The sequence below is a fragment of the Bradyrhizobium sp. 190 genome, assembly GCF_023073415.1.
In the GTDB taxonomy this organism is placed as follows: domain Bacteria; phylum Pseudomonadota; class Alphaproteobacteria; order Rhizobiales; family Xanthobacteraceae; genus Bradyrhizobium.
The window spans coordinates 419,033-442,181 of record NZ_JADPJL010000012.1 but is presented as its reverse complement, the minus strand read 5'-3'; the positions used below and the strand labels follow the sequence as shown (position 1 = coordinate 442,181).

The window sequence follows — 23,149 nt, the reverse complement described above, 5'->3', positions numbered from 1 at the left end:
CTTCATGCGTTGCCGCGATCCTCGCGGAACAAATCCAGCTTCTGCTGCACGGGCCGGTCGGAGAAGCTGAACAGCACTGAATCCGCGTCGGCTTCGTGCGTGACCCACTGCCAGCTCGGCACCACGAACACATCGCGGGGGCCCCACTCGAACGTCTGGTCGCCGATCCGGGTGCGGCCTTTGCCCTCGATCGCAGCGAAAACGGTAGCGTCGGTGGAGCGATAGCGCGCAGTCTTGAATCCCGCGGGGAGCATTTGGATGAAGGTTCCGATGGTCGGCATCGCGAAATCGCCAGTCTCGGGATTGCTGAATTTCAGCTTCAGCCCGTGGCAGGCATCCCACTCATCGCGCGCTTTCGCCTTCTCCAGCGCCTCTCGGGTGTGAGCATAGGGATAGCTGAAGATCGGCGATGTCTTCGACGTCCGCTTTACGTCCACCGGCAGCAGATTGTGGCCGTAGCGCGCAAAGCTATCGCCAGCGGGCCTCGTGATCATCTGCAGGTCTTCCTTGGACCCTTCCGCGAAGGAGCAGTCGAAAAACTGCACGACGGGAATGTCGAGGCCGTCGAGCCAGAACATCGGTTCATTCGTTTCGTTGGAATGATCGTGCCAGGTCATCGAAGGCGTGATGATGAAGTCGCCCGGCTCCATCGAGGTACACTCCCCGTCGACGGTCGTATGGGCGCCCTTGCCTTCCAGTACGAAGCGCAGCGCCGACTGGCTATGACGGTGGGCTGGTGCGATATCGCCGGGCACCACCATCTGGACGCCGGCATAGAGCGACGTGGTGATTTTCGACTGCCCGCGCAGGCCTGGGTTCTCCAGCACCAGTACGCGCCGCTCCGCCTCCTTGGCGGTGATGAGTTTGCCGGCCTCGGTCATGTAGTCTCGGATGACGTCGAACTTCCACAGATGCGGCCGGCAGGCGCTCTTCGGCTCCGGCGTGATCAGGTCTCCCATCACGTTCCAGAGCGCGGAGAGATTTTCACCGTCGATCTTCTTGTAGAACGCCTCGCGTTCCGGGGTCCTTCGAATAGCGTGATCCATAACGACCTCCCTAGTTAGATCGACCGTATACAGATTGAATGTATACTGTCAATCTCGAAGGCAAGAGATCTGAATCGAAATTGCAGGAACAGTTGTAACGGAGCGTTTCGGCGAGCGACCTTTTCCTCTCACGGTCGCCGTTCGATGATCCGTACCCAGCTTCAATTGATTCAAAAAAATGCCCGAGATCGCCGATCTCGGGCAAGTCTGGGAGAAAAGAAACCTTACGAGGAGCTCTCGCACGTCCTGCAGAGCTTGCTTTGCCTTCACGGCCGCAGCGCTGGGACAGAACCTTCGTCTTCTCGTGCATTCGGTATGACCAGCGTTAACATCCCGGCGATGAATGTGGAGACCCAACATTCTCACTGTCAGGAGCTGCGCAGCAAGGCGTAACTGGAACTTGCGTCAGCTGTCGATCGGACTGCGCATTCCATCGCTGCTGATGCCGAGCCCCAACGGTTTCTCGTGCGAGCGTCTCGCCGCAATCCGCGCAGATCATTACACCGTCAAACACCGTTCCATTTGATATGTCGCCGACACATCGATTCATCACATCTTCCCCGAACAGACGCAGTATCGAAAAAGCGATCGGAAGAAACTCGAACCCTTTCGCTGTCAAGACGAATTCTCGATCTGCGGAATGCTCGCGATCTGTTAGCGCTCGTAGTAGCCCTAAACTTATCAACTCGCATAGCTTGTCCTGCAAGACCGAATTCGAAATATTGAGGCGAGTCAGAAAGCTCTCGAAGGAGCGCACGTGATAGTAGGCCTCACGTAGGATCAAGAGGGAGTGTTGATCGTAGATTGGTGTCATGCCGCATGCCGATGAATGAAATGCGTCAGCGATTTAAGGTCTGCCGCCGTCCACTGAGAGAACTTGACCTGTGATCCAGCTCGCTTGATCGCTCGCTAGGAAGATTGCGGCAGCGGAAACATCCTTGGGAGTACCCAGTCGACCCGCATGCATGCCTTCGAGAAAGCGCTGCTGTCCTTCCGATCCCAGGCCTTCCCAAACTTTGCGTGGTGCGGGACTTGAGAGCACGAGCCCCGGGGCTATCGAATTTACCGTCACGCCGAAACGCGCCAGGCTAACCGATAGCTGACGCGTTAGTCCGACGGCGCCATGCTTAGCCGATGTGTACGAGTACAGGCCGACCGCATGTCCCGGCCGGACGCCGGCGTTTGAACTGATCGTTACGATGCGGCCCCAGCCTTTCTTTATTAGGTGAGGAGCGGTGGCTTGAGTAATCCAGAGAATGCTTTGGACGTTTGCGCGAAATACTTGCGCCCAACTTTCCTCGGTGATCTCATCAAGACTGAGACCGACCTGCCCGCAGACGCCTCCGGCGACTAGGACAAGGATGTCGAGCTTGCCAGAAGTCTCTACGATCCCGTTAACGAGATCGTGGCATGCTTGGCGGTTCGCAATGTCGACCACATGACCGGCGCAACCCAACTCGTCGGCAACGGCACGAACACCCTCAGCGTCGGAATCGACAGCATGCACCTTTGCTCCGGCCTCTTGTAGGTCGGCCGCAACCTGGCGACCGATACCCTGTGCTGCGCCCGTAACGACCGCAACCCGCCCCTCGAACTCTAGTTTCATCTTGAACCTTCCGAGCTGGCGAAGCGCAACTGAGCGGTGGGTACGTGATCCCTGACAGGACCGAAGACGACCCGTGCCTTGAGTTTTCCAACGCCTAACCCGCTATCTTTGCGCGGCTCAGCAGCTAGGATTATTGCCTAATAGCATAGTAGTTGCACCATAGAACAAAATTGCCGACGAACGCAATAGCATCCTTGTCACCGCTAGCTTAGAACCCGGAAGGGCTCACGCGGCCGAAAATCAGGCAAGTATTGAGAGCCGCGGATGCCGAATAGACCGGAGGGGCGCGGTATTTGCAGGACGGACTATTGCATCATATGCAATAAGACTGTAGTAGGGAGACTACGCGCAGCTCGGGTTGGCCGGGCAAGAACTTTGAGAACTGGCCGCGGCGCAAACTTTGTTGAAACGACGTTGGAATGCCGCGCAGCATCGTCGAAAGCCAGCTGCGAAACCCGCGGCATTGCTTGGCGACGCGAGCGACTTGTCGAAGCGCTCAGTCGCGGCATCAATATTTTGATGTGCCACTCGATCGGTGGAAGCGCGAATAGCAAGCCATGAACGTGCCATGGCACCTTGCAACCATGGCGTTCCATCATCAACACGGCCGCCGCGATTGCTTGTCCGAGACGACGTGAAGCGACTGAGGGGCGAGCCGAGGCCTGGCGAATGCGGTCAACTAAAACGGATAGAAAAGGCAACGACCACCGCGCCTAGGTAACGTCGGGCCGCCCCTCCAATCGCTTAAACCGGCAATTGGCTGTTCAGATCTCAACCTCCAACTGCTTCGAGAGATGGAGGGGGTCCAGCACCTGGCGCGAGACTAATGCCCGCCTGCTCCGCCACTTTAAGCAGGACCAAGGTTCTGGCGGCAATCCTAGCGTTCCGCTATTGTGGCCCCAGCGTCCAGAATCAAGACCAGACGCTGATGAGCGAGACTTTACATACTTACTTGTGCTCGGACCCCGAAGGGTTGCCATGAAGAAACGCGCAGTTGCGAAGGTTGCCAAGGACGCTGGAGAGCACTTGCGGATGGACGAAGATCTGGACGGAGACGACGAACTAATTAGCTCCGATCCTGATCTGAAGGCCCGGCGAGGAATTCAATCCCTCGATGCAGCGCTCTTGATGTTACGAACATTAGCATCGTTTCCCACGTCAGTAAGCCTTACAGAATTAGCGAGAGCAGCAAACTTGCCGACGAGCAAGGCGCATCGCTACCTCGCAAGTTTTCTGCGAGCCGGATTGGCCGTCCAGCAAGGTAAATTGGGGCGTTACGACTTAGGACCGCTGGCTGTCAAAATCGGTCTCGCCTCCCTAGGACGAAACGATTTCGTCAACCGCGCCGCAGATGGACTTGAAGAACTCAGTGCCTCCACAGGCCTCACCGCCCTTCTTGCCGTCTGGGGAACACATGGAGCCACCATTGTTAGGTGGGAACGGAGCCCGAACTTCACCATCACATCTTTCGGACTCGGAAGCACCCTGCCTCTTCTCACTTCTTCAAGTGGGAGGATTTTTCTTTCATTCTTGCCTCGCCGTCTTACAGCGGCGCGCTTTAGGCTTGAAATGGAGCATTGGCTAGAGTCGGGAAAGGCATTGCCCGACCTTGATCTCCAACCCGACAGCGTCGACCGTCTAATTTCCAAGATTAGGACGGATCGTATTTCTGAAATGGACGAAAGAGTAATACCTGGACTTTTTGCTCTTTCCGCACCCGTAACCAATTGGCAGGGGGAAGTGGAGGTCGCGGTTTCTTTGGTAGGAACGACACGTGACATGCTCGTCCAAAAGGATATTCGCAACCAACTTTTCGAATTTACGCGTCGTCTTTCGATCGAGCGCCCGAAAAGATAACCGAAAATTTCGATGCGCACCATTCCGGAGTTGCGTGGCGGAGCGTCGTTGCCTCAAGTCTCCAACGTTTTTATGAAATTCGTTCACGCGATCGCACGCGGCTTCCTCGTGACCTTTTTCAAAGCCTGGTCGACCTGCGCCCCGTCAGCTGGGTAGAGAAATCGATCGAGCCGCCATCCCCATCCCCGCTATCCGCGAGGCGGACAATGCGAGACGCAGCGCCGTCGATGACCATGTGCAAGCCGGCAGCGGCTATTATCGCGATGGCTGCGCATCCGAATTTGCCGCATTCCTTTAGCCGATAAGTAAGCCTTTTGTTATGGTACCGGCCTGTTAATGCATGAAACGGCGGTATAGGAGGCTTGGAATGCCATTTGCTGATAATCGGGGTGTGCGCATTCATTACGCGACCATGGGAAATGGTCCTGCGCTTGTATTGCATCACGGCACCACCGGCAGTGGCGCAGACTGGATTGACCTCGGCTACGCAGATGCGTTGAAAGCTGATCATCAACTGATCATGCTCGACTCGAGGGGGCATGGCGACAGCGACAAGCCGCACGATTCCTCAGCGTATGAACTCTCGCTGCGTACGTCTGACGTCGTCGCGGTATTGGATGATCTCGGTCTTCAGAAGGTAGACTATTTTGGGTACTCGCTAGGGGGCTGGATCGGATTTGGTCTCGCAAGATATGCGCCGACGCGGGTCCGGTCACTTATTGTCGGAGGGTCTCACCCCTACGCCGAGGATATGCGGCCCTTCCGTGATCGTTTCCCTCAGGACCGAGATGCGTTTGCAAAGTTGGTGGATCGGCTCCACGGCACCGGCCTTAAACCGGCGAGACGAGCCCGTCTGCTTGCTAACGACATCGACGCCTTGCGCGCGCTGACTCAAGATCGAGAATCCAATGCCGACCTCTTACCGTCGATGACGATGCCCTGCCTGCTATTTGCGGGAGAGCTCGACCCGCGTCTCGAACAAGTTCGGCAATGCGCTTCCGAGCTTCAGAACGCGACTTTCTTCAGTTTGCCGGAGTGCGATCATATTGGAGCAATGGCCCAGAGTGAGCTGATAACCCGTCACCTGACGCCCTTCCTTTCGAAGGTTCCCGCATAACTGTTTTTTGATGAGACCGCCGTCGGCCTCTGAGCAGGTCGTCGAAAGCTCAACCGATGCCAGCTCCCCGATAAAGCCCGAAGTCAGTGAACAAAGAGTTAGGTTCGCCAAGAGGACGGCGTCCGACCCATCCGCCTGACTTAACTTAAGTAGCGGCACGCTTGCAGGAGGCTCGTCACCTACTCTTAGCTGGCGGCAGTAATGCCTCAGACGCTCGGTTTGCGGTCGGCTACGAAAGCGCCTCACAATTCAGCCGAGAGTATCAGCGTCAATTCGTCGCTCCGCCCGCGCGTGACGTTCGTCAGATTAGGCATGTGATTGCGAGCGGGGCAGCAGCCTGAGCGGGGGTGCCGCGCGTTCGTCGCTCTCAGCCTGCCCGGCACTATCTTGGAACGTGAGAAGCCCTCCGACTTCCAGAGTACCATCGTTTTCGGGAAAGCCGGCTCCACAAGCTGCCGGCGGCTATACGCGCTCTCCAGCCTAAGGCGCCGGTCCGCGACCAACCAGTTGCGGACGTTCCCGTTTATGCGTTCACGACCTAGCTAGCCCTCGAAGAATATCCAGCGATCAGCAGAGTCACTTGGTCATTCGAACTCGTGTGGTTCGGTATTGCAACGGGATGGACTCGCCCCCTCGATGCAGCGCGGCCGCCTCAACACCGGCGCAAGCTAGGTGCCGTGGTGCTCTTTGCTGCCGACGCCAGCCAGCCGCATAATTCGGAACACGTTTTCTGGCGAAACCTGCACATAGTCGTGCAGACCTCCGGCGCGCATGATCGGATAGGCCCGGGCGGTCTGGTAGACGCCGTCTTCGAGTAGCAGCTTATCGATGTACACGGCGACCACTTCTCCCAACACCAGCCAAGCGTCGACCTTCTTGCCTGCTTGGTTACGAAGCTGGACGATGTCGATGACTTTGCACTCCATTGCTGCCCGACTTTCACCAACGCGTGGGACATTGACGACGCGCCCCGGCACGGCCGTGAGCCCGGCCAGCGGAAATTCATCGACGTCATGGGCAACTGGCGCGGACGTCTCGTTCATCCTGTCGCCGAGTTCTCGCGTTACGAGATTCCAGACGAACTCGCCGGTCTCGGACGCATTTTGCACGCTGTCCTTCCAGGGGCTGGACGAGAATCCGATAATGGGCGGATCGTAGTTGAAGGCGTTGAAGAAGCTGTACGGCGCCAGATTGACTTGACCTTGCGCGTCGCGAGACGAAATCCAGCCGATCGGGCGCGGCGCGATCAGGGCGTTGAGCGGGTTATGTTTCAGACCATGGCCCTTGGACGGCTCGTAGTAGTGGAAATCCATTGCGGTCATTTTAGCTAAGCCTTCCTGGTTTGGATGTGCTGAATTCTGCGCAAGCAGGAAACAAGCCGGAAGAGCGTTTCGGGATATCATCCTCCACCGGGGAGTTAGAGCTTCGGTTTACCGACCAGCTTGAGCTCCACGTTCCGATGGCGCGAGCGCCTTGGCGACTGAGTATCCTTGTCAAAAACCTATGACCGCCTCCCTCCCAAGGAGGAAGACGTTACCCCGCCGTTCCAGCAGGTGACGGTTGCAATAGACACGCCGGCACCAGGACCAAAGCGAAGTTCATTCGCTGATGGCAGGCCCGAACAACTTCCAGGTTTCGCCTTCTAGTCTCATCAGTCTCATCTGCTTTATCGGATAGAAGTCGACTGGACTGGTGTTGACTTTGATGCCCGGCAGAAGGAGATCGAATGAAAAGTCTTTGAGATTTGCTGCCTGCTTCATGATATTGGCCCGGGTTAAGTCGTCGCCACATTGCCGAACTACCTGCTCAAGCGTTTGGGCCAAGGAGTAACCGACTCCCGCCAACTGGTCGTCCATCCTGACTGAATCGGAGACGTGCTTTGCATAAAAATTCTTGAAGGTCTTCATTCCTTCATCTTCGTTCCATTGAGGATCGGACGGATCCTTTAGGTATGATGCGGAGATGATACCCTGCGCGGCCTCAAAGCCAGCAGGCCTTATTACGCTTTCAATGAAGGAGCTGGAGTACGTTAAAAACCTGAGCGGCTTCCAATCGAGCTCGGCTGTTTTCTTGATGGTTTGCGCGGCATATTTGGTGCTTGCGAATATCATCAGCGTGTCTGCTCCCGATGCCTTCATCTTGACGACATGGGTATCGATCGTGGGCTCCGAGACGTCATAACTCTCTTCAATTGCGATTGTAGGGCCGCCCGCGGCCAGGCGTTCCTTGAAGCTATTCAACATATCCTTGCCGAAATCGTCGTTCTGATAGAACACGGCAATCTTGGCGCCCGGCTTTACCTCGCTTACGTACTTGGCGAAAATTCGAGCTTCGGTTTGGTACGACGGCTGAAAGCCAATGGTCCAGGGAAAGCCTTTGTGATCGCCCCACTTCGTTGCGCCTGATGCAACAAAAAGATGCGGTATCTTTCTTGCGTTCGTGTACTTCTGAATTGCGGAGTTTGTTGGCGTTCCCAAGACGCTAAACAGGAAGAGAACTTCGTCGCTTTCCACGAGCTTGCGAGCTTGCTCCACGGTCTTGGGCGGAGAGTAAGCGTCGTCGTAGCTGATGAACTTGATCTTTCGGCCGTTAATTCCTCCCCGCTCGTTCAATGCCGTAAGATAGGCAGCCTCGAATTTGGCGATGACGGACAACGCCGAAAGGGGACCACTGTACGGCATAATATTCCCAATTTTAATCTCTGCGTCGTTTGCTCCAGGATCATAAAGTTTCTGCGCGTGCGCCGAGGGCACAAAGAGCGCGATCATTCCAGCCTCGTTAGCGTTGCCAGCTTGTTCAAAGACATCGAATTCTCTGTTGCGCGAGGGAAGATAAAGGCGAGAGTGCAAGATCGGAGAGAGCGTACGAATTAACGACGATGGTGCTCAAAGCATCGTCCTCCCGCCATCGACGTTGATGGTCTGGCCCGACATAAACTCCGATTCAGGCGAGGCGAGAAAAAATGTTGCTCCTACCAAGTCCGCGGGTACCTGGTCGCGCTGGATAGCGCGCCGCGTGAGTTGGTTCTCCAACATCTGAGGCGAAAAATGCTTTAGTACTGGTGGCGTTAAGGTAAGGCCAGGCGAGATCATGTTCACGGTAATGCCGTAGGAGCCAAGCTCGCGCGCGATAGTACGTGAGAAGCCCACCACGCCGGCCTTGGCAGCGGCATAGTGTGCCCGCCCCGGTACGCCATCGTAGATCGAGCTTGACGTGTAGTTGATGATTCGCCCCCAGCCTCTGCCCTTCATTAGCGGAAGTATGGCGCGCGTAAGAAAGAAGGTCGCGGTGAGGTTGATGTCAATAACCGAGCGCCAGTCCTGCGCGCTCATATCTTCGAACCGACAGATCGGAAAGTAGCCCGCGCAGTGCACCAGCACGTCCACTCGACCAGCTACCTCACCCGCGGAGCGCGCCAATCTTTCACAGTCAGACTCCTGTGAAAGGTCAGCTCTTAAAGGGACGAGGCGGCTGCCGGCGTCACGCGTCTGCACTAGGCTGGCCAAACTTGTGCCATTGATGTCCACGGCGACCACCGTGTCTTGGTTCGCGAGAAAGCGATCGACGAGCACAGTGCCGATGCCACCGGCGGCGCCAGTAATGACCACAATGCGATCTCTGTGCATCAGCTTCTCCGAGGCGAGGACCCTCGCTGGGGATGCGTACTATCCCAACGCGAGCGTCGGGCCCTTACCCGTATTGTCTATTATAAATGCATTTCTTTATAGTGCAACATCTTTCGTCCCAGTCGGAACTCGCATAACGACCCCGCGAGGCCGATCCCAGCTATGATCAGCGGTTCACACCAGCTTTAAGGCATGTACATGGGGTTCCCACCGAAGGCTCTTAATTGTCTAATGGGAAACTAAAAGTACATTATGGAATGGATTGCTAAGGCTGGATGGGGGCTCGTTTGAGCGCGAATAACAAACGGAGCATCTTGGCGGGGATCCCGTCGCCTCGGCTCACCTCTGTCGATTTGATGACCGTCAGGCTCCCGCTAAAGCGGCAGCTATTGCTTTCGCGATGACCAGTCGCAACTCTGTCGGTTGCGACGCGGCTGATCTCGCCAATGGTCGCGGCGCGCGAACGAGTGGAGAACTCGCCGCCCTAAGGTCGTCGGCGGCCTTGCTTGGCATTGTCCGCGGCTGGGCCGAAAAATGCAGGAATCAAGGATCGTACCTCGACGGCTGCGGACAAGTCCCAGCCGATCGCAGGATCAAGCCAAGTCAGTGCGCCGAATACATCGATCGCCGTGCGGTTAAGCGATACGAAGAAGGCTAGAGGCGCGACCACCTCGAGGAGCAGCTGTTCTTAACCGCCAGCGCAGCAAACACTTGCAGTTGGTCGTACGGTATTAGAGAGGTCGTCTTAAGGCCCATTTCGTATAGGCGACGGCATCCGAATAGAGACGTGAGCGAGGAAGCAACGCCACATCTGATGACAAAATAACTGAATTTTTAAACTGAATGCCTCTATACGATTTGCTTATCAATCAATCGCGAACGGCCACGCCCCACAATGAACACAGCCGGCTGATGAAATTACCCAATTCAAAATGTCTTGTCGATGCTCCAACCTGTTCAAAGCATCCGATGGTCGCGAATGGCCGACGAACAAGACCACAAATATTTGTCTCTCCGCAATCAATCTTCAACGATCCCCCTTCAACAGCTCCGATATGCGGTTGTTTCCGCGGAGTATGGAAGCTTCCGACGGGCCGCCGAAGTCTTGTTGACGCAGCAGTCGACGCTGAGCCGCTGCATTCGCCAACTCGAGGACTCGATAGGCGTGATTGTGTTCGAACGATCGAGCGGCGGCGTCTGCGCAACGTCGGCTGGCCGGGATTTTCTCCGAGCGGCGCGGTCGATTCTCGAACAAATGGATGCGCTGGTTACGTCAGCCAAGTCCAACGGACGCGGCGAGGCTGGCCGGCTGTCTGTGGGGTTCTACACGTCACTGTCGGCCGGCAATTTGCGGGCGACGTTGGTAGATTTCAGGCAGCGGTGCCCACAGGTCGCGCTTGGCATGGTCGAGAGGTCGCGGATGCGCCTTGTAACCGCCCTGCGCAACGGTGCAATCGATGTCGTCATCGCGACCGACGGAGGACATGTCTTTGACAGCAACGCTTTGCCGCTGTGGAGCGAGCGTATCCTGTTGGCATTGCCCGAAGGCCATCCGTTGGCTACGAAAAAAGCGATCTACTGGACCGACCTGCGGAATGAAACAGTCCTTTTCAGTCAATACGATCCGGGACGAGAACTTGAAGATCTCTTGTTGGCAAAGCTCATCTCGACAGCAGACCGCCCCAAGATCGAACGCCATGACGTTAGTAGAGGTATCATCAAGACCCTCATAGCCATAGGATTTGGTGTCAGCCTGGTGGCCGAATCTGACATCGGCGTCACTTTTGTAGGCCTGACTTATCGAGAGATACGAGACGGCACGGGGCCGAGCCAGGTCAATTATTCAGCACATTGGCGCAAGGACAATGACAATCCGGCGCTGGCGAACTTCCTCAAACTGTTGAGCGAACGCTATCCCTTGCCTTGCGCTGGCTGACCCTTGCGCCGTGCTTTAGCAAAGGCTCGATCGGTAGCCATGAACCGCGTTAGCATGGGAGCAACCAGCTTCGCCGGGTCCGAAATCGACTGCCCGGTTTCGCGGGCAAGCACGTCAGCGTAGGCCGCGAGGTCGCGATGGACGCCGGCCGGCAGCTCCACGGTGAGTTTTACCGGCTTTTCATCGGCGATGGCGCCGAGCTTCAGCTTCGCCATTTTTCAGCCTCTGTATGGTTCGAGCACGAGATCGCGATTGACGATGACCCGCACCGGAAATCCCGGCCGTATCGTCAGGGTCGGTTGAATGTTGAGATTGCGCCGAACGACCTGCTGACCGGTCTGGGTCAGGGAATCCCCTGCCCCACGGCGAAGTGCCTGGAGGATGGCGCTGCTTCCGTTGTCGGCATCCGAGCCGGACCCAAGTTCGGCTCCCACACCCAGCAGGGTCGACAGCAGCGCCGCCCTGAAGAGCTCACCCGAGTGATGATCAACCTCGTCCTGAAGCCCAGCGTAGCCTGCGGTATCGGCACCCGGCTGGCGCTCAAGGACGATCGATCGGCCGTTCGGCATGATCAGACGTGTCCAGACCAGGAGGACGCGCGACTGTCCGACGGCAATCTGGCTGTCGTAGATTCCGATTAGTCGCGCACCCTGGGGCACCAGCAAAGTTTGGCCGGACGGCGTATCAAATAGCGGTTCGGTCACATGCGCCATGATCTGCCCGGGCAGATCGGAGCGGATGCCCGTGATAAGTGCGGCCGAAACGCCGCCACCCGCCTGCTGGTAAACATCGAGGCCGACAAATTGCGCCCGGCGATCAGAAGCGCGGACGGTGCTTTCGGTCAGCATGCGCCGGATCTGATAGGGCTCATCGTAGCCGGACCGGCTGACGTTCTCCCAGACCTGCTCCTGCCTGGCCTGATCGGCGGTAACAGAAAAGGCCATGAGCTGCTCGAGGGTCATGCCGTCTTCGGCATAGACCTCGTGCAGCTTTGGCGACACGGATGCCAGCCGCAGTCGTTGCTTCACGACGGCCGGCGTCACGAAGTGACGGGCCGCGATCTCCTCCTCGGTCAAGCCGGCATCAAGCAAGGTCTGAAAGGCTCGGAATTGATCGAGCGGATGGAGCCCGACCCTCTCGTCATTCTCGGCAAGCGAATCGTCCTCCGCGATACCGCCCTCGCGCACGACGCAGGGAACGGGCTGCGTCTTGGCCATGCGCTTTTGCTTCACGAGAAGTTCCAGCGCGCGATAGCGCCTGCCGCCCGCCGGGACTTCAAACATGCCGGTTTCGTTGCCTTCTGCATCGACGACGGCCCGGACATTCAGGCTCTGCAAGAGTGTACGTTGCACGATGCTCTCGGCGAGTTGCTCGATCGAGACGCCGGCCTTGACGCGCCGGACGTTAGACTGGCTCAGCACCAGCTTGTTGAATGGAATATCCCGGGAGGGACTGAGTTTGATTTTCTGGACGGCGCTTGCCATGTCGGATTCTCCATGACGGGCGGCCGTGAGACTCTCTCTCGGCCTCCAACCCGTCACGAAAATCCCGGCTCTCCTCTTGCTCTCGACGGCTCCGCAAGCAACGTACCGCGCATCATGAACTAGCCCTCGGAGATACTCTTCGGCCGAAGCGCAGCGGAGGCAGGAGAAAAGGCAGCCGACGAAGGGGCAGTGATAGCGACGCGGGCATGAAATGCCCGCGGGCACCGAGACGACTGCAGTCGCGAGACCGGTTAACAAGGCACCCGCGTTCGGGGCAGTGATAGCGGCGCCGGCATGCAATGCCGGCGGCCCCTAACGCGAGTGCCTCCGGCGAGCGACACCGTATCGCGCAAGGGATCGAAGCCGGACGGCCGAGACGCGTCAGCGGCTCGGTTCACGAGAAGCCCGGTGCGGCGGAAGCCGCATGCGCATTTAGCAGAAAATCCGCTTAGACTTGAGAAGATCTAAATTTCCTCGCGCGCATTCGTTTGCGCGTCATAGATCCTGATCTGAAGCATGGGAAAGCGTTTCTTTAGCTCTACTCCACCTGCCCTGGCCCCATCTTTGGTAGCAAATTCGGCTTTGAGTCGGCCGTCCACTTCAAGCGCGTAACCTGAGGCCGGCAATTCACGAGTCGCTGCAACCATTTTCTTCCTTTTGTGCAGTGAGGTGGTTGAAATTGATGGGTTAGCGTGAGTCGCCCAAACTACGCTAGAGCCGCCCGCGCGACTGTGGAGATAGGTCACCGCTCGTTTGACATCAGAGCCTCCCACACGGTGGAGGCAAGCAGTGTTCTCCAACGAAGAGGCTCCTGACTGAGGCGGTCTCAATTTTCTGATGGCGACTGTTCACGCGCGGGCGCTGAAATGACTTATCAGGATGGTGATCCCGATCGCCACTACAAGTCCGACAAAACACATGACTCCTGCCAACAGCACGGATGCCCCCGCCTATTCGACGCCGAGCTCTTTAATGGCGAGTGATGATAATTGTTTCGGATCGCGAACGCCGCGCTGACCAAGTTCAATAACTTTTTTGGCAATCAATTCTGCGATGGGATCACCGCGATCAACCAAACTGAGCGCGCGCAAGGTGCGCTCATAAGCATCGGTCAAAACCGCTATTTCCTCCGGGCCCAGCGGAGAATTTTGCAGCAGGCGATAGATGGGCATCGATGCACAATCCCAGCGCAAGTTCCTTCTAACACGGGATCATGACAGCCGCGGGAAAATCGGATCTAGGCCGACGGAGGCGACTGGTCCACTCTATCGGAAGCAGGCCAGCGCACTTGACTTCATGAGAACAAAATAAGAACATGGACCGTCGACGGCGAACCTGGAACAGGATCATGTCCACGGTCTCTCGGCCGAACGAACAGGACGGGCTGGAAGCCGCCGTCGACCAGGCGATCGCCACTTGCCACGGCGATCCGCGTGCGGCTGTTCGCGCACTAATCGTCGCGAACAATCTATTGGAATCGGAGAGAGCGGAGCTGAAGAAGGCCGTATCGCATGCGTACATGCGCGGGCGCTTTCGGACCTACACAGGATAGATGTCGGAGTTCGATGAGGAGCATGAAGCATCAGGACACGCGTTCTTTCATCACGGACGACCAGGCCGAGCACATGGGAGCTGACATGGCCATGCAGTTCACGCTCATGACGCTATTTCAACTCCTGTCGGAAATGGCTGATGACCCGCGCGGCTTCCGTACAGATGTCCATAAGGAACTTACGGATCTCGTGGCGACCTATAGGCTCCCACCGATGCCTGAGGATACCGAGAGAAAGGTTCGAGCAGCCGCGGGCAAGATCCTCGACGGCATCACGATGCGATCATTTGAACAAAACCGAGTGAGGAAGGTGTCATGACGTCCGGACATGCGGACCCGGATGCGCGGAATGCCTCGGTCGGGCTTTGGCCATGATCGTCGAGAACGAACGCTGAAATGTGCAATCTGTATTCGATCACGACGAACCAGGCGGCGATCGCCGGCTTGTTCAGACGCATGAACCGGTACGTCGGCAACCTGCCGCCGATGGCCGGTGTTTTTCCGGATTATCCGGCACCGGTGATCCGCAATGTCGATGACGCTGAAGAGATGCTGTTGATGCGCTGGGGCCTGCCGCCTCCACCGAGAACCGGCGGCCCGCCGGTGACGAATATTCGCAATACGTCCTCTCCACATTGGCGCGGTTGGCTAAAACCAGAGAACCGCTGCCTTGTGCCAGCGAACAGCTTCGCCGAATACGCTCCCGAGCCAAATCCGGAGACCAAGAAGAAGGACGTCGTCTGGTTTGCACTCGACGACAACCGGCCGCTGTTCTGCTTCGCCGGCATCTGGACCGAGTTCAAAGGAGATCGCGGCACGAAGTCGAAGCCGATCCCCGGGCCTCATCTCGTCTATGGTTTCTTGACCACGTCCCCGAACGCGATCGTCGCGCCGATCCACCCAAAGGCAATGCCGGTAATCCTTACGACCGAGGAAGAACGCGACGTCTGGATGCGTGCTCCGTGGGACGAGGCGAAGGTGCTGCAGCGTCCGCTGCCAGATGAAGCGCTCCAGATCGTCATGCGCGGCCCCGATAAGGAAGACAAGGCGGCGGCGTAGGCTTGCCTTTTGACTGCACAACGGAGCAAGTGGAGGAACAAAGCCAAGAATTTACCACGTGCTCTGACAGCATTCGAATTTGTTGCGATTCCAGCGGGAATCATCGAGCGTTGAATTTCAGCAGGGGAACTGATTCGTGCTCGCTTCGATGGCCGCATCATATCTTGAGACGCTTAATCCGGAGCAGCGCCGAGCCGTCGAGCACGGCGTCTGCGGCAATAGCAATGTCGGGCTGCCCCTGCTCGTCATTGCCGGCGCCGGATCCGGCAAGACGAACACGCTTGCTCACCGCGTCGCCCATCTCATTGTCAGCGGTGCTGACCCTCGCCGGATCTTGTTGATGACGTTCTCGCGACGCGCCGCGTCCGAGATGGCAAAACGGGTCGAGCGGATCGCCCGGAAAGTTCTCGGCGCCGACGCGGGCATCATGACCGACGCGCTAAGCTGGTCCGGCACTTTCCACGGAATCGGTGCCAGACTTCTTCGCGAATATGCCGACCAGATCGGCCTCAATCCCGCTTTTACTATTCACGATCGTGAGGACTCAGCCGATCTGATGAATCTGGTCAGGCACGAGCGCGGGCTTTCGAAGACCGAAAGCCGCTTTCCTGCCAAAGGCACGTGCCTTTCAATCTACTCGCGCTGCGTCAACGCCGAGACGCAGCTCGAACAGGTGCTAGGAGCGTCATACCCATGGTGTTCCGGCTGGGCCGCGGAACTCAAAGATCTCTTTGCTGCATATGTCGAGGCCAAGCAGAAGCAGAACGTCCTCGATTACGACGACCTTCTTCTCTACTGGGCGCAGATGATGTCCGACGCCGGCATTGCCGACGACGTCGGCGGCCGCTTCGATCATGTGCTCGTCGACGAGTACCAGGACACAAATCGTCTACAATCTTCAGTTCTGCTGGCGTTGAAGCCTGGAGGACGGGGTCTCACGGTGGTCGGCGACGATGCGCAATCGATCTATTCCTTCCGGGCTGCCACCGTACGCAACATCCTCGATTTTCCCGAGCAATTCAGTCCGAGGGCAGAGATCGTCACCCTCGACCGCAACTATCGCTCGACACAGCCGATCCTTTCCGCGGCAAACGGCGTCATCGATCTCGCCAGGGAGCGCTTCACCAAGAACCTTTGGACCGAGCGCACGTCATCGACAAAGCCTCGCCTGGTCGCCGTGCGCGACGAAACCGACCAGGCGCGCTACATCGTCGAGCGCATTCTCGAAACCCGCGAGGAAGGAGCCCTCCTCAAGCAGCAGGCGGTGCTTTTCCGTACGTCCTCGCATAGCGGGCCGCTGGAGGTCGAACTTACTCGTCGCAATATCCCGTTCGTCAAGTTCGGCGGCCTGAAGTTTCTTGATGCCGCGCACGTCAAGGACCTGCTCGCAATGCTGCGGTTCGTCGAGAATCCCCGCGATAGGGTCGCCGGGTTCCGCGTGATGCATCTGTTGCCCGGTATCGGTCCCGCATCCGCGCAACGCATCCTTGATCACATGGCGGAATCCACCGACCCGCTCGGCGCGCTTTGTACCCTTCCCTGCCCGCCCCGCGCCGGCGACGATTGGACCACCTTCGTCGAGACGGTCGGAAACCTCCGATATTCGGAATGGCCATCGGACCTGGAGCGCGCCCGCCTGTGGTACGAACCACATCTGGACCGCATCCACGAAGACGCCGAGGTCCGGCGCGCCGATCTCATTCAACTTGAACAGATAGCCGGCGGATATCCTTCGCGCGAACGCTTCCTGACGCAGCTCACCCTGGACCCGCCAGACGCGACCAGCGACCAGGCCGGTGTGCCGTTGCTGGATGAAGACTATCTGATCTTATCGACCATCCACTCGGCCAAGGGCCAGGAATGGAAGTCGGTGTATGTCCTCAACGTAGTCGACGGCTGCATGCCGTCCGACTTAGGAGCCGGCACCTCCGCCGAGCTCGAGGAAGAGCGCCGCCTTCTTTACGTCGCGATGACACGGGCGAAGAACGATCTTCATCTAGTAGTGCCGCAGCGCTTCTTCACGCACGGTCAGCATTCCCAAGGCGACCGGCACGTTTATGCATCGCGAACCCGCTTCATCCCCGAGAAGCTGCTTGGCCTGTTCGACCGCACGAATTGGCCGGCAGCCGCTGCAGACGCCGCTGCGCGCGGTCCAAGCCAGGGGCCGCGAATCGACATCGGATCTCGCATGCGAGGGATGTGGCGCTGAAGCTTTGCGGATAAGCATTACCATTTCGAATCCCTGCTCTGCCACAGGGGCGAGGAACGAACCGCCGGTCGTAGGGATTCCCCCGGCAGGAGAACCCCCAATGCTTATGACGAACGAGCGCCTATCTGCGATCCGGACGCTGCGTGGCTGGGCGATCTCGGTGCTGCAGGAAGCGGGCGCCATCCGCGAGTGCGAGGAGCACGGCTGGATGCAAGATCGCGCCGACCCGCACGCCCGCAAGCGCGCCTTCGACATGGCCCGCCTGGATCCGCCAGACGGACTCTCTCGGGCAGAGGCGGTCGCCGAAATCGAGGACGTATTAGCCTCGATCGGCGACACTTGCCCTGAATGCCCGCCGGACTGCTAGAGGCCCGGCGCCGGGAAATCGACGGCGTGCAAGTTGGCCTAGTAGCTCCCAAGCCGCTTCTCGACGCGCTTTCGGCTGTTGCCGACCTTCTTGACGGCCTTCTTCACAGCGGCCGCTGAGCGCCCGGTCTTTTTCGACTCGTACCGTAGCTCGTAGTTCTGCCGCCCCGCTACCCGGGCCCTGTCCTGTTTGCGCCCGCGGGCCGTCTTCTTCGCTGTCGCCATCGGCTCCTCCTTTGTGACCAGACGACATGCAACGCCGCAAAGGATTCACAGGTTCCGGAACGATTCGAGCTGTGCCACTTTTGAATCACCTGTGGCGTGGAGTTCGTGCGTGGCGTTCCAGCGTCGAAAACCGGCGGCAATTGGCGTCAAGGCGCCGCTGCCTGGCTTCATCGAACCGGCCTTGGCCAGCCTGGTCGAGAAGGTGCCGAGCGGGTCCCGCTGGATTCACGAAATCAAGTTCGACGGCTACCGTGTCCAAGTCCATCTGGCAAACGAGGCCGTGAGGGTCTTCACCCGGCGCGGCAATGATTGGACCAGCCGCTTCCGGAAGATCGCCGATGACGCCTGGCACATCAAGGCGGGCTCGGCGATCATCGACGGCGAGGTCGTCGTGCCGGCCACCAACGGCGCAACCGATTTCTCGGTGCTACAGAAAGAGCTCAAGGGCACTTCGACCAAGATCGTATTGATCGCCTTCGACCTGCTTTACCTGAACGGTAGGGACATCCGAAAGCTGCCGCTCTTCGAGCGCAAGGCCGAACTGACGAAGATCATCGCGGGCACCGACGTCCAATTCAGCGAAAGCTTCGAGATCGAGGGACGCGAGATGTTCGCGCACGCCTGCGAGCTCGGTCTCGAAGGCGTCGTGTCGAAGGTTCGCGATAGCGTGTACGCGAGTGGTCGAGGACACAACTGGGTCAAGACGACCTGCGCGCAACGCGAGACGCTGACCATTGCTGGATATGCCCTCGATAAGGGCAAGTGGGATGGCATTTACGTCGGCCGCCAAAAGGGCGACGATCTGATGTACGCCGGGAAGGTGGACCATGGGTTCGACAAGGCGTCCGTTGCCGACCTGCTGAAGCGACTGAGGCCGCTAGTCCGCAAGACGCAGCCCTATGCAAAGCGGATCGCGCACAAGGGGATCTGGGTCGAGCCGAAGCTGCTGGCCGAGATCGAATACCGCGCGAAGTCGGCGGAGGGGAAAGTCCGCCATCCCTTCTTCAGGGGACTTCGGGAGGATCTGTGATGGATGCTTTTGACCGCTTCTGGCAGTGGGCCACCAAGCCCTTGGAAAGTCAGCTGACGATTCCGGCCGAGCTGCATCGAGCGGTCATGGAGCTTGCTCCTGAGGCCCGACGAAACCGCGCCGCGGTGAACCAAGCCGCAGCAAGCATGCTGGATCCCGAACGATGAACGCTGGAAGGGGAGCGTGGATGCCGCCACAGAAACTAACCCCGCGCGCGCCGCAAGGCGGCTTGCAATCGCTCTTTCTTCTTGTCCCAGCGGGCTTCTTCGGTTTGCGATCTCTTCTCGATAGCCTCGACCTCGGCCTGGATGGCGGCGGCCCGCTTCGCGTGCTCCTGCTCGGCCTTGTCCAACGCAGCCTGCGCCTTGTTGATGGCCTGCTGCCGGCGTTCACGGCCCTTCTGCCTGGCGGCCTCTTCGCTCGCCCGTTCAAGCTCGCGGCGCCTCCGTTCCCGTTCGTAGTCGAAAGCGGCCTTCCGTTCCGCAACCTTATCGACGGGGCGAGAGGAAGGCTTCTTCGCCTTTGGGCCTTTCGACTTGCGGGCAGCTTTCGTGGGTCTGCCGCCGCCGAGATCGGTGGGAAGCTCGGCATGTTCTTTGAAAGATCCGTCGGACCCGACCGGGCGCCTGAGTACGACGCCAGGCTTTGCCATGGTCGCAGCGATGATGTCCGGATCATCGCTTTCCTTCGCCGCGCCCTGATGAAAGAGATTGCTGTCTGCGCCCCACGCTTCGAGCGCCGCTTTCATGGAGGGAGCGGCTATCGCCAGATCGAAGAATCCGAGCGACGTCTGGTAGGCTTTCAGTTTTCTGGCCATCGGCCTGATCAGACCTTCCCGTTCGATAGTCAACGCCGCGCGCCCTGGGATTTGCCGCGGCGTCTGACGGAACATGCCATGGCTTTGAGCGTTCCTTCATTCTTGAAGGACGTCCATGCATTACGCAACAAGCTCTGAAGGATTGGCCCTTGAATGAGCCGGACGTCGACCCTGCCCAAACGCTTACAGCCGATGCTCGCTACGCTCACTGACGCGCCGTTCGACGACCCCGGCTGGGTTTTCGAGGACAAATACGATGGCTTCCGGATGATCGCGGAAATCCGGCGGGGCAAGGTTTCGCTCTACAGCCGCAACGGCAAGATCATCAGCCGCAGCTATATCGAGGTCGCCAAAGCGCTGGAGGGCGTGAAGGGCGACGCCGTGATCGACGGCGAGCTCGTCGCGATCGGAAAGGACGGCGTCTCGCATTTCCAGCTGCTTCAAAACGCGCTGCGCCATGAAGCGAAGCTCCTGTATTGCGCCTTCGATCTCATGTTTCAGAACGCAGCGGACTTGCGCAAACAGCCTCTTCTCGAGCGCAAGGAGCGGCTGAAAGCGATCCTGCCGCGCCACCGGCTGATCGCCTTCAGCCGTCACCGCAAAGCGAACGGCACGAAATTTTTCTCCGAGGCCGAGCGGAAGGGTCTGGAAGGCGTCATGGCGAAGCGCGCCGACAGCGCGTATGCGTCCGGAAGCCGGACGGTGGATTGGCTGAAGATCAAGACGGCAAAGCGGCAGGAAGTGGTGATCGCGGGCTTCACGGCGCCCAGGCGCACCAGGCCGTTCTTCGGCGCCCTGGTCCTCGCCGTGCGGGAAGATGACGCATGGCGCTACATCGGACATGTCGGCACTGGCTTCAGCCACAAGGTCCTGGAAGACCTCCATGCCAAGCTCGTGAAGCTGACGACCCCTAAATCACCCTTCCCTGCCAAAGTGAAGGACGAGGCCGCCACGACCTGGGTCAGGCCCTCGTTGGTTGCCGAGGTCAAATTCGCGGAGTGGACGAGTAAGGGCGAACTGCGCCAGCCCGTCTACCTCGGGCTCAGGTCCGACAAGCGGGCGAAGGCTGTCGTGCGCGAGCGAGAACGTCCGCGCAAATAGCGCTTCCCTTTGGGCGTTCGGCAAACGGAACGAATTGACGCATTCGCCTCCCCCGCTGTGAATTCCCTGCGCGGTGGTGCGCTCAGTCGCCTCCAAGGTCGTGGATTTGCGGTCGCATGCCCTCAGGCGTGACCTCGAGCGTCGCAAGCGTGATCGGCAGCTTGAAGCGTCGCCGTCCCGCGCTGCCGGGATTCAGGTAGAGAACGCCACCGACCGTGTCGATCTTCGGCACGTGGGAATGCCCCGAGACGATGACATCGATGCCGGCGCCGGGATCAGCCTGCAGCAAATTCAGGTCATGCAGAACGTAGATCGACTTTCCCGCCAGGCGCACGAGTTTCGTGTCGGGGTATTGATGGGCCCACTCGCCGCTGTCTACGTTTCCACGGATGGCGGTGACAGGCGCGATCCGGCGAAGCGCGTCGACGATCTCGGGGCGCCCGATGTCGCCGGCATGAATGATGTGATCGACGCCCGTCAGGCCTCGTTCCGCCTCGGGCCTCAACAGACCGTGCGTGTCCGAAATGATTCCAATCCTGAACATCATTTTCCGGCGCTCTCAACCACGATCGCCAAAAGACGATCGAGAAGCTCGACCTGCCCGGACAGCATCTTCGTCCGTGCAAACTCGATATCGAACCATTCCGCGCGGTCGACTTCAGGAAAGCTCTGCCGTCGACCGCTTCGGGGCGGCCATTCGATATCGAAGGTATTGCTGGTCAGCGCCGCCGGGTCAAAGCGGCCCTCGCCGGCGAATGCGATGACGCGCTTCCCTCCTCGCTGTCGGACTTCCCCAAGCTCCTGGAGTGGACCAATCGAAGCGCTCGGGCCGAGTTCTTCGGCAAACTCGCGTCGAGCGACGTTCTCCGGAGGATCGTTGGCATCGATTTCGCCCTTTGGAATGGACCAGGCGCCATTATCCTTGTTGCGCCAGAACGGACCGCCAGGATGAACGAGCAGAACCTCGAGCCCGCGAGCGCCTTTGCGGTAGGCGAGAATGCCCGCGCTCAAGGTCGATCTCCTGGAAGTCTTTTTCACCGCAGCCATGTCGCTTCTATTTTGCAGAGCAATCGAGATCTGAGCAGGCGAGGATCCCTGAGGCGCGACGACTGGCTAATTGCACAGCAAAGATCGTTCGAAACGGGCCAGTAGCGCAGCTGGCCCCGGATAGACCTCGGCGCACCCGGCTTTCCTCAATTCGTGTTCCGTGAAGCCTCCGCAGAGCACGCCGACCGTGCGAACGCCCGCCTTACCAGCCGCTTCCGCATCGTACGGTGTATCACCGATCGCGACGGCGTCGGCGCCATCAATCTTGAGCTTCTTGAGAACAACATTGAAGATGTCGGGCGCCGGTTTTGATTCATCTACGTCGTCGGAAGAAGTTGTGATATCCACGAGATCGACGACGCGAGCGATGTCGAGATACTCATCGACTTCATCCTTCTTAGCCGAGGAAGCAATCGCGATCTGAAGTCCAGCCTCGCGCACGCGTCGCAACAGATTTGGGACCGCCGAGAAGGGACGCACAAGCGGCAGATATTCCGACTTGAAACGCTTGCCACGCCACTCCTCCAGTTCCTTGCCGTGGTCCCGTTGTTCGTCAGCTGACAGGAAGACGGGAATGAGTTTGTCACCTCCCTTGCCTATTTGGCTTCGTGCCTGTTCAAAGCTCACGTCGTGGCCGAACTTAAGCATAGCTTCCTGCCATGCCATCGCATGGAGATCCACCGAGTCCAGAAGCGTGCCGTCCAGATCGAAGATTGCGGCGCTTGGCACCTCAAAGTCCTCCATGGTCGGAGCGAGTTAGTTTCGCATACCAGTCGGCATAAAGCGTGTTCTTCGCCATGCGCCGGTTGAGATCCGGCGAGCCGTCGTCCCACCATACCGGACCGCGCTCGCCGAGCGCCTGCTTAGCCTCGTCCACAGCCCTATGCGCCGTTGATTCAGCCTCGCGGTCGGCCGCCTTTTTGGCGTCGCGCACCGCCCGCCGCGCCGCCATTAGCCGGGCAACAAGATGGTCTCGCGTGACGTCGTCGAGACCGGGCTTCGCCATCCGCCAGAGCCTGCCGCGGACAACGAAGTAGTGGCCGTCTGGCGTCACCGGATGCTTCACAACAC

Annotated in this window: 25 protein-coding genes and 3 pseudogenes; 12 read left to right on the top strand and 16 right to left on the bottom strand. The window is 58.7% G+C overall.

Annotation, left to right across the window (positions count from 1 at the left end; genetic code table 11):
* Positions 1–2: 2 nt before the first annotated feature.
* Together gtdA and IVB22_RS11215 are read right to left on the bottom strand one after the other, a co-directional pair.
* Positions 3–1,046 (bottom strand): gentisate 1,2-dioxygenase, encoded by a 1,044-nt coding sequence (gene gtdA / locus IVB22_RS11220; RefSeq protein WP_247517378.1) that lies wholly within the window; start codon positions 1,044–1,046, stop codon positions 3–5.
* Positions 1,047–1,893: 847 nt separating this feature from the next.
* On the bottom strand, positions 1,894–2,652 hold the full coding sequence (locus tag IVB22_RS11215; RefSeq protein ID WP_247517377.1) for an SDR family NAD(P)-dependent oxidoreductase: 759 nt from the start codon (positions 2,650–2,652) through the stop codon (positions 1,894–1,896).
* 978 nt (positions 2,653–3,630) lie between these two features.
* Here IVB22_RS11215 and IVB22_RS11210 point away from each other — a divergent pair.
* The 3 genes and pseudogenes from IVB22_RS11210 to IVB22_RS11200 all read left to right on the top strand — a co-directional run.
* Complete coding sequence (locus tag IVB22_RS11210; RefSeq protein WP_247517376.1) at positions 3,631–4,509, top strand: IclR family transcriptional regulator; 879 nt, start codon at positions 3,631–3,633, stop codon at positions 4,507–4,509.
* A gap of 367 nt (positions 4,510–4,876) precedes the next feature.
* On the top strand, positions 4,877–5,626 hold the full coding sequence (locus tag IVB22_RS11205; RefSeq protein WP_247517375.1) for an alpha/beta fold hydrolase: 750 nt from the start codon (positions 4,877–4,879) through the stop codon (positions 5,624–5,626).
* Positions 5,627–5,784: 158 nt separating this feature from the next.
* A pseudogene (locus tag IVB22_RS11200) lies at positions 5,785–5,967 on the top strand (helix-turn-helix domain-containing protein); the annotation flags it as partial.
* Between the two features lie 327 nt (positions 5,968–6,294).
* Here the strand turns inward: IVB22_RS11200 and IVB22_RS11195 are convergent.
* The 3 genes from IVB22_RS11195 to IVB22_RS11185 all read right to left on the bottom strand — a co-directional run bounded on the left by IVB22_RS11195 (position 6,295) and on the right by IVB22_RS11185 (position 9,252).
* A complete protein-coding gene (locus IVB22_RS11195; RefSeq protein WP_247517374.1) occupies positions 6,295–6,948 on the bottom strand; it encodes a flavin reductase family protein in 654 nt (217 codons plus the stop codon).
* A gap of 276 nt (positions 6,949–7,224) precedes the next feature.
* Complete coding sequence (locus tag IVB22_RS11190) at positions 7,225–8,394, bottom strand: ABC transporter substrate-binding protein (protein ID WP_247517373.1); 1,170 nt, start codon at positions 8,392–8,394, stop codon at positions 7,225–7,227.
* Between the two features lie 117 nt (positions 8,395–8,511).
* On the bottom strand, positions 8,512–9,252 hold the full coding sequence (locus tag IVB22_RS11185) for an SDR family NAD(P)-dependent oxidoreductase (protein WP_247517372.1): 741 nt from the start codon (positions 9,250–9,252) through the stop codon (positions 8,512–8,514).
* A 979-nt stretch (positions 9,253–10,231) separates the two neighbouring features.
* Here IVB22_RS11185 and IVB22_RS11180 point away from each other — a divergent pair.
* Complete coding sequence (locus tag IVB22_RS11180) at positions 10,232–11,188, top strand: LysR family transcriptional regulator (protein WP_247517371.1); 957 nt, start codon at positions 10,232–10,234, stop codon at positions 11,186–11,188.
* Here the strand turns inward: IVB22_RS11180 and IVB22_RS11175 are convergent.
* From IVB22_RS11175 to IVB22_RS11155, 5 genes and pseudogenes are all read right to left on the bottom strand, one after another.
* A complete protein-coding gene (locus IVB22_RS11175; RefSeq protein WP_247517370.1) occupies positions 11,164–11,403 on the bottom strand; it encodes a DUF2274 domain-containing protein in 240 nt (79 codons plus the stop codon). The genes IVB22_RS11180 and IVB22_RS11175 overlap by 25 nt on opposite strands.
* 3 nt (positions 11,404–11,406) lie before the next feature.
* Positions 11,407–11,904, bottom strand: a pseudogene (locus IVB22_RS11170) (TrbI/VirB10 family protein); the annotation flags it as partial.
* Between the two features lie 45 nt (positions 11,905–11,949).
* Positions 11,950–12,672 (bottom strand): annotated as a pseudogene (locus IVB22_RS11165) (ParB/RepB/Spo0J family partition protein); the annotation flags it as partial.
* A 464-nt stretch (positions 12,673–13,136) separates the two neighbouring features.
* Positions 13,137–13,319, bottom strand: a complete 183-nt coding sequence (locus IVB22_RS11160) for a hypothetical protein (RefSeq protein ID WP_247517369.1) — start codon at positions 13,317–13,319, stop codon at positions 13,137–13,139.
* A 303-nt stretch (positions 13,320–13,622) separates the two neighbouring features.
* Positions 13,623–13,844, bottom strand: coding sequence for a hypothetical protein (locus tag IVB22_RS11155; protein ID WP_247517368.1), 222 nt, complete (start codon positions 13,842–13,844; stop codon positions 13,623–13,625).
* Between the two features lie 176 nt (positions 13,845–14,020).
* Between IVB22_RS11155 and IVB22_RS11150 the strand changes: the two genes are divergently transcribed.
* From IVB22_RS11150 to IVB22_RS11130, 5 genes are all read left to right on the top strand, one after another.
* Positions 14,021–14,224, top strand: coding sequence for a hypothetical protein (locus tag IVB22_RS11150; protein WP_247517367.1), 204 nt, complete (start codon positions 14,021–14,023; stop codon positions 14,222–14,224).
* Between the two features lie 22 nt (positions 14,225–14,246).
* Complete coding sequence (locus IVB22_RS11145) at positions 14,247–14,543, top strand: hypothetical protein (RefSeq protein ID WP_247517366.1); 297 nt, start codon at positions 14,247–14,249, stop codon at positions 14,541–14,543.
* A gap of 77 nt (positions 14,544–14,620) precedes the next feature.
* Positions 14,621–15,283: an SOS response-associated peptidase gene (locus IVB22_RS11140; RefSeq protein ID WP_247517365.1), complete on the top strand. Its 663-nt coding sequence runs from the start codon at positions 14,621–14,623 to the stop codon at positions 15,281–15,283.
* 148 nt (positions 15,284–15,431) lie between these two features.
* A complete protein-coding gene (locus IVB22_RS11135; RefSeq protein WP_247517861.1) occupies positions 15,432–17,492 on the top strand; it encodes an ATP-dependent helicase in 2,061 nt (686 codons plus the stop codon).
* A 100-nt stretch (positions 17,493–17,592) separates the two neighbouring features.
* Positions 17,593–17,859, top strand: coding sequence for a hypothetical protein (locus IVB22_RS11130; protein ID WP_247517364.1), 267 nt, complete (start codon positions 17,593–17,595; stop codon positions 17,857–17,859).
* Positions 17,860–17,897: 38 nt separating this feature from the next.
* On the opposite strand, the gene IVB22_RS11125 is transcribed toward IVB22_RS11130, so the two are convergent.
* On the bottom strand, positions 17,898–18,083 hold the full coding sequence (locus tag IVB22_RS11125; protein WP_247517363.1) for a DUF3606 domain-containing protein: 186 nt from the start codon (positions 18,081–18,083) through the stop codon (positions 17,898–17,900).
* Positions 18,084–18,192: 109 nt separating this feature from the next.
* Here IVB22_RS11125 and ligD (IVB22_RS11120) point away from each other — a divergent pair, with 109 nt between their 5' ends.
* Positions 18,193–19,113: a non-homologous end-joining DNA ligase gene (gene ligD, locus IVB22_RS11120; RefSeq protein ID WP_247517362.1), complete on the top strand. Its 921-nt coding sequence runs from the start codon at positions 18,193–18,195 to the stop codon at positions 19,111–19,113.
* Positions 19,113–19,280, top strand: coding sequence for a hypothetical protein (locus IVB22_RS11115; RefSeq protein ID WP_247517361.1), 168 nt, complete (start codon positions 19,113–19,115; stop codon positions 19,278–19,280). The genes ligD (IVB22_RS11120) and IVB22_RS11115 overlap by 1 nt, the downstream gene beginning before the upstream one ends.
* A gap of 35 nt (positions 19,281–19,315) precedes the next feature.
* Here IVB22_RS11115 and IVB22_RS11110 read toward each other — a convergent pair whose 3' ends face one another.
* The gene (locus tag IVB22_RS11110) at positions 19,316–19,930 is read right to left on the bottom strand and encodes a cell envelope biogenesis protein TolA (RefSeq protein WP_247517860.1); all 615 of its coding nucleotides are present in this window, start codon (positions 19,928–19,930) and stop codon (positions 19,316–19,318) included.
* 153 nt (positions 19,931–20,083) lie between these two features.
* Between IVB22_RS11110 and ligD (IVB22_RS11105) the strand changes: the two genes are divergently transcribed.
* On the top strand, positions 20,084–21,031 hold the full coding sequence (gene ligD, locus IVB22_RS11105) for a non-homologous end-joining DNA ligase (RefSeq protein WP_247517360.1): 948 nt from the start codon (positions 20,084–20,086) through the stop codon (positions 21,029–21,031).
* Positions 21,032–21,113: 82 nt separating this feature from the next.
* Here the strand turns inward: ligD (IVB22_RS11105) and IVB22_RS11100 are convergent, their stop codons facing one another.
* The 4 genes from IVB22_RS11100 to IVB22_RS11085 form a co-directional block, all read right to left on the bottom strand.
* Entirely contained in the window at positions 21,114–21,578 is a 465-nt protein-coding gene (locus tag IVB22_RS11100) for a metallophosphoesterase family protein (RefSeq protein ID WP_247517359.1), read from the bottom strand.
* A complete protein-coding gene (locus tag IVB22_RS11095) occupies positions 21,575–22,078 on the bottom strand; it encodes an NUDIX domain-containing protein (protein ID WP_247517358.1) in 504 nt (167 codons plus the stop codon). Before IVB22_RS11095 ends, IVB22_RS11100 begins: the two co-directional genes overlap by 4 nt.
* Before the next feature lie 66 nt (positions 22,079–22,144).
* On the bottom strand, positions 22,145–22,822 hold the full coding sequence (locus IVB22_RS11090; RefSeq protein ID WP_247517357.1) for an HAD family hydrolase: 678 nt from the start codon (positions 22,820–22,822) through the stop codon (positions 22,145–22,147).
* Positions 22,809–23,144: a hypothetical protein gene (locus IVB22_RS11085; RefSeq protein WP_247517356.1), complete on the bottom strand. Its 336-nt coding sequence runs from the start codon at positions 23,142–23,144 to the stop codon at positions 22,809–22,811. Before IVB22_RS11085 ends, IVB22_RS11090 begins: the two co-directional genes overlap by 14 nt.
* Positions 23,145–23,149 lie beyond the last annotated feature (5 nt).

Coding starts and splice junctions, on each gene's coding strand:
- IVB22_RS11115 (WP_247517361.1), top strand. CDS start 19,113: ATGGATGCTTTTGACCGCTTCTGGCAGTGGGCCACCAAGCCCTTGGAA.
- IVB22_RS11180 (WP_247517371.1), top strand. CDS start 10,232: ATGGCCGACGAACAAGACCACAAATATTTGTCTCTCCGCAATCAATCT.
- IVB22_RS11205 (WP_247517375.1), top strand. CDS start 4,877: ATGCCATTTGCTGATAATCGGGGTGTGCGCATTCATTACGCGACCATG.
- IVB22_RS11150 (WP_247517367.1), top strand. CDS start 14,021: ATGTCCACGGTCTCTCGGCCGAACGAACAGGACGGGCTGGAAGCCGCC.
- IVB22_RS11155 (WP_247517368.1), bottom strand. CDS start 13,844: ATGCCCATCTATCGCCTGCTGCAAAATTCTCCGCTGGGCCCGGAGGAA.
- IVB22_RS11215 (WP_247517377.1), bottom strand. CDS start 2,652: ATGAAACTAGAGTTCGAGGGGCGGGTTGCGGTCGTTACGGGCGCAGCA.
- IVB22_RS11110 (WP_247517860.1), bottom strand. CDS start 19,930: ATGGCCAGAAAACTGAAAGCCTACCAGACGTCGCTCGGATTCTTCGAT.
- ligD (WP_247517360.1), top strand. CDS start 20,084: ATGAGCCGGACGTCGACCCTGCCCAAACGCTTACAGCCGATGCTCGCT.
- IVB22_RS11145 (WP_247517366.1), top strand. CDS start 14,247: ATGAAGCATCAGGACACGCGTTCTTTCATCACGGACGACCAGGCCGAG.
- gtdA (WP_247517378.1), bottom strand. CDS start 1,046: ATGGATCACGCTATTCGAAGGACCCCGGAACGCGAGGCGTTCTACAAG.
- IVB22_RS11175 (WP_247517370.1), bottom strand. CDS start 11,403: ATGGCGAAGCTGAAGCTCGGCGCCATCGCCGATGAAAAGCCGGTAAAA.
- IVB22_RS11195 (WP_247517374.1), bottom strand. CDS start 6,948: ATGACCGCAATGGATTTCCACTACTACGAGCCGTCCAAGGGCCATGGT.
- IVB22_RS11185 (WP_247517372.1), bottom strand. CDS start 9,252: ATGCACAGAGATCGCATTGTGGTCATTACTGGCGCCGCCGGTGGCATC.
- IVB22_RS11190 (WP_247517373.1), bottom strand. CDS start 8,394: ATGATCGCGCTCTTTGTGCCCTCGGCGCACGCGCAGAAACTTTATGAT.
- IVB22_RS11090 (WP_247517357.1), bottom strand. CDS start 22,822: ATGGAGGACTTTGAGGTGCCAAGCGCCGCAATCTTCGATCTGGACGGC.
- IVB22_RS11130 (WP_247517364.1), top strand. CDS start 17,593: ATGCTTATGACGAACGAGCGCCTATCTGCGATCCGGACGCTGCGTGGC.
- IVB22_RS11100 (WP_247517359.1), bottom strand. CDS start 21,578: ATGATGTTCAGGATTGGAATCATTTCGGACACGCACGGTCTGTTGAGG.
- IVB22_RS11125 (WP_247517363.1), bottom strand. CDS start 18,083: ATGGCGACAGCGAAGAAGACGGCCCGCGGGCGCAAACAGGACAGGGCC.
- IVB22_RS11160 (WP_247517369.1), bottom strand. CDS start 13,319: ATGGTTGCAGCGACTCGTGAATTGCCGGCCTCAGGTTACGCGCTTGAA.
- IVB22_RS11210 (WP_247517376.1), top strand. CDS start 3,631: ATGAAGAAACGCGCAGTTGCGAAGGTTGCCAAGGACGCTGGAGAGCAC.
- IVB22_RS11135 (WP_247517861.1), top strand. CDS start 15,432: ATGGCCGCATCATATCTTGAGACGCTTAATCCGGAGCAGCGCCGAGCC.
- IVB22_RS11140 (WP_247517365.1), top strand. CDS start 14,621: ATGTGCAATCTGTATTCGATCACGACGAACCAGGCGGCGATCGCCGGC.
- IVB22_RS11095 (WP_247517358.1), bottom strand. CDS start 22,078: ATGGCTGCGGTGAAAAAGACTTCCAGGAGATCGACCTTGAGCGCGGGC.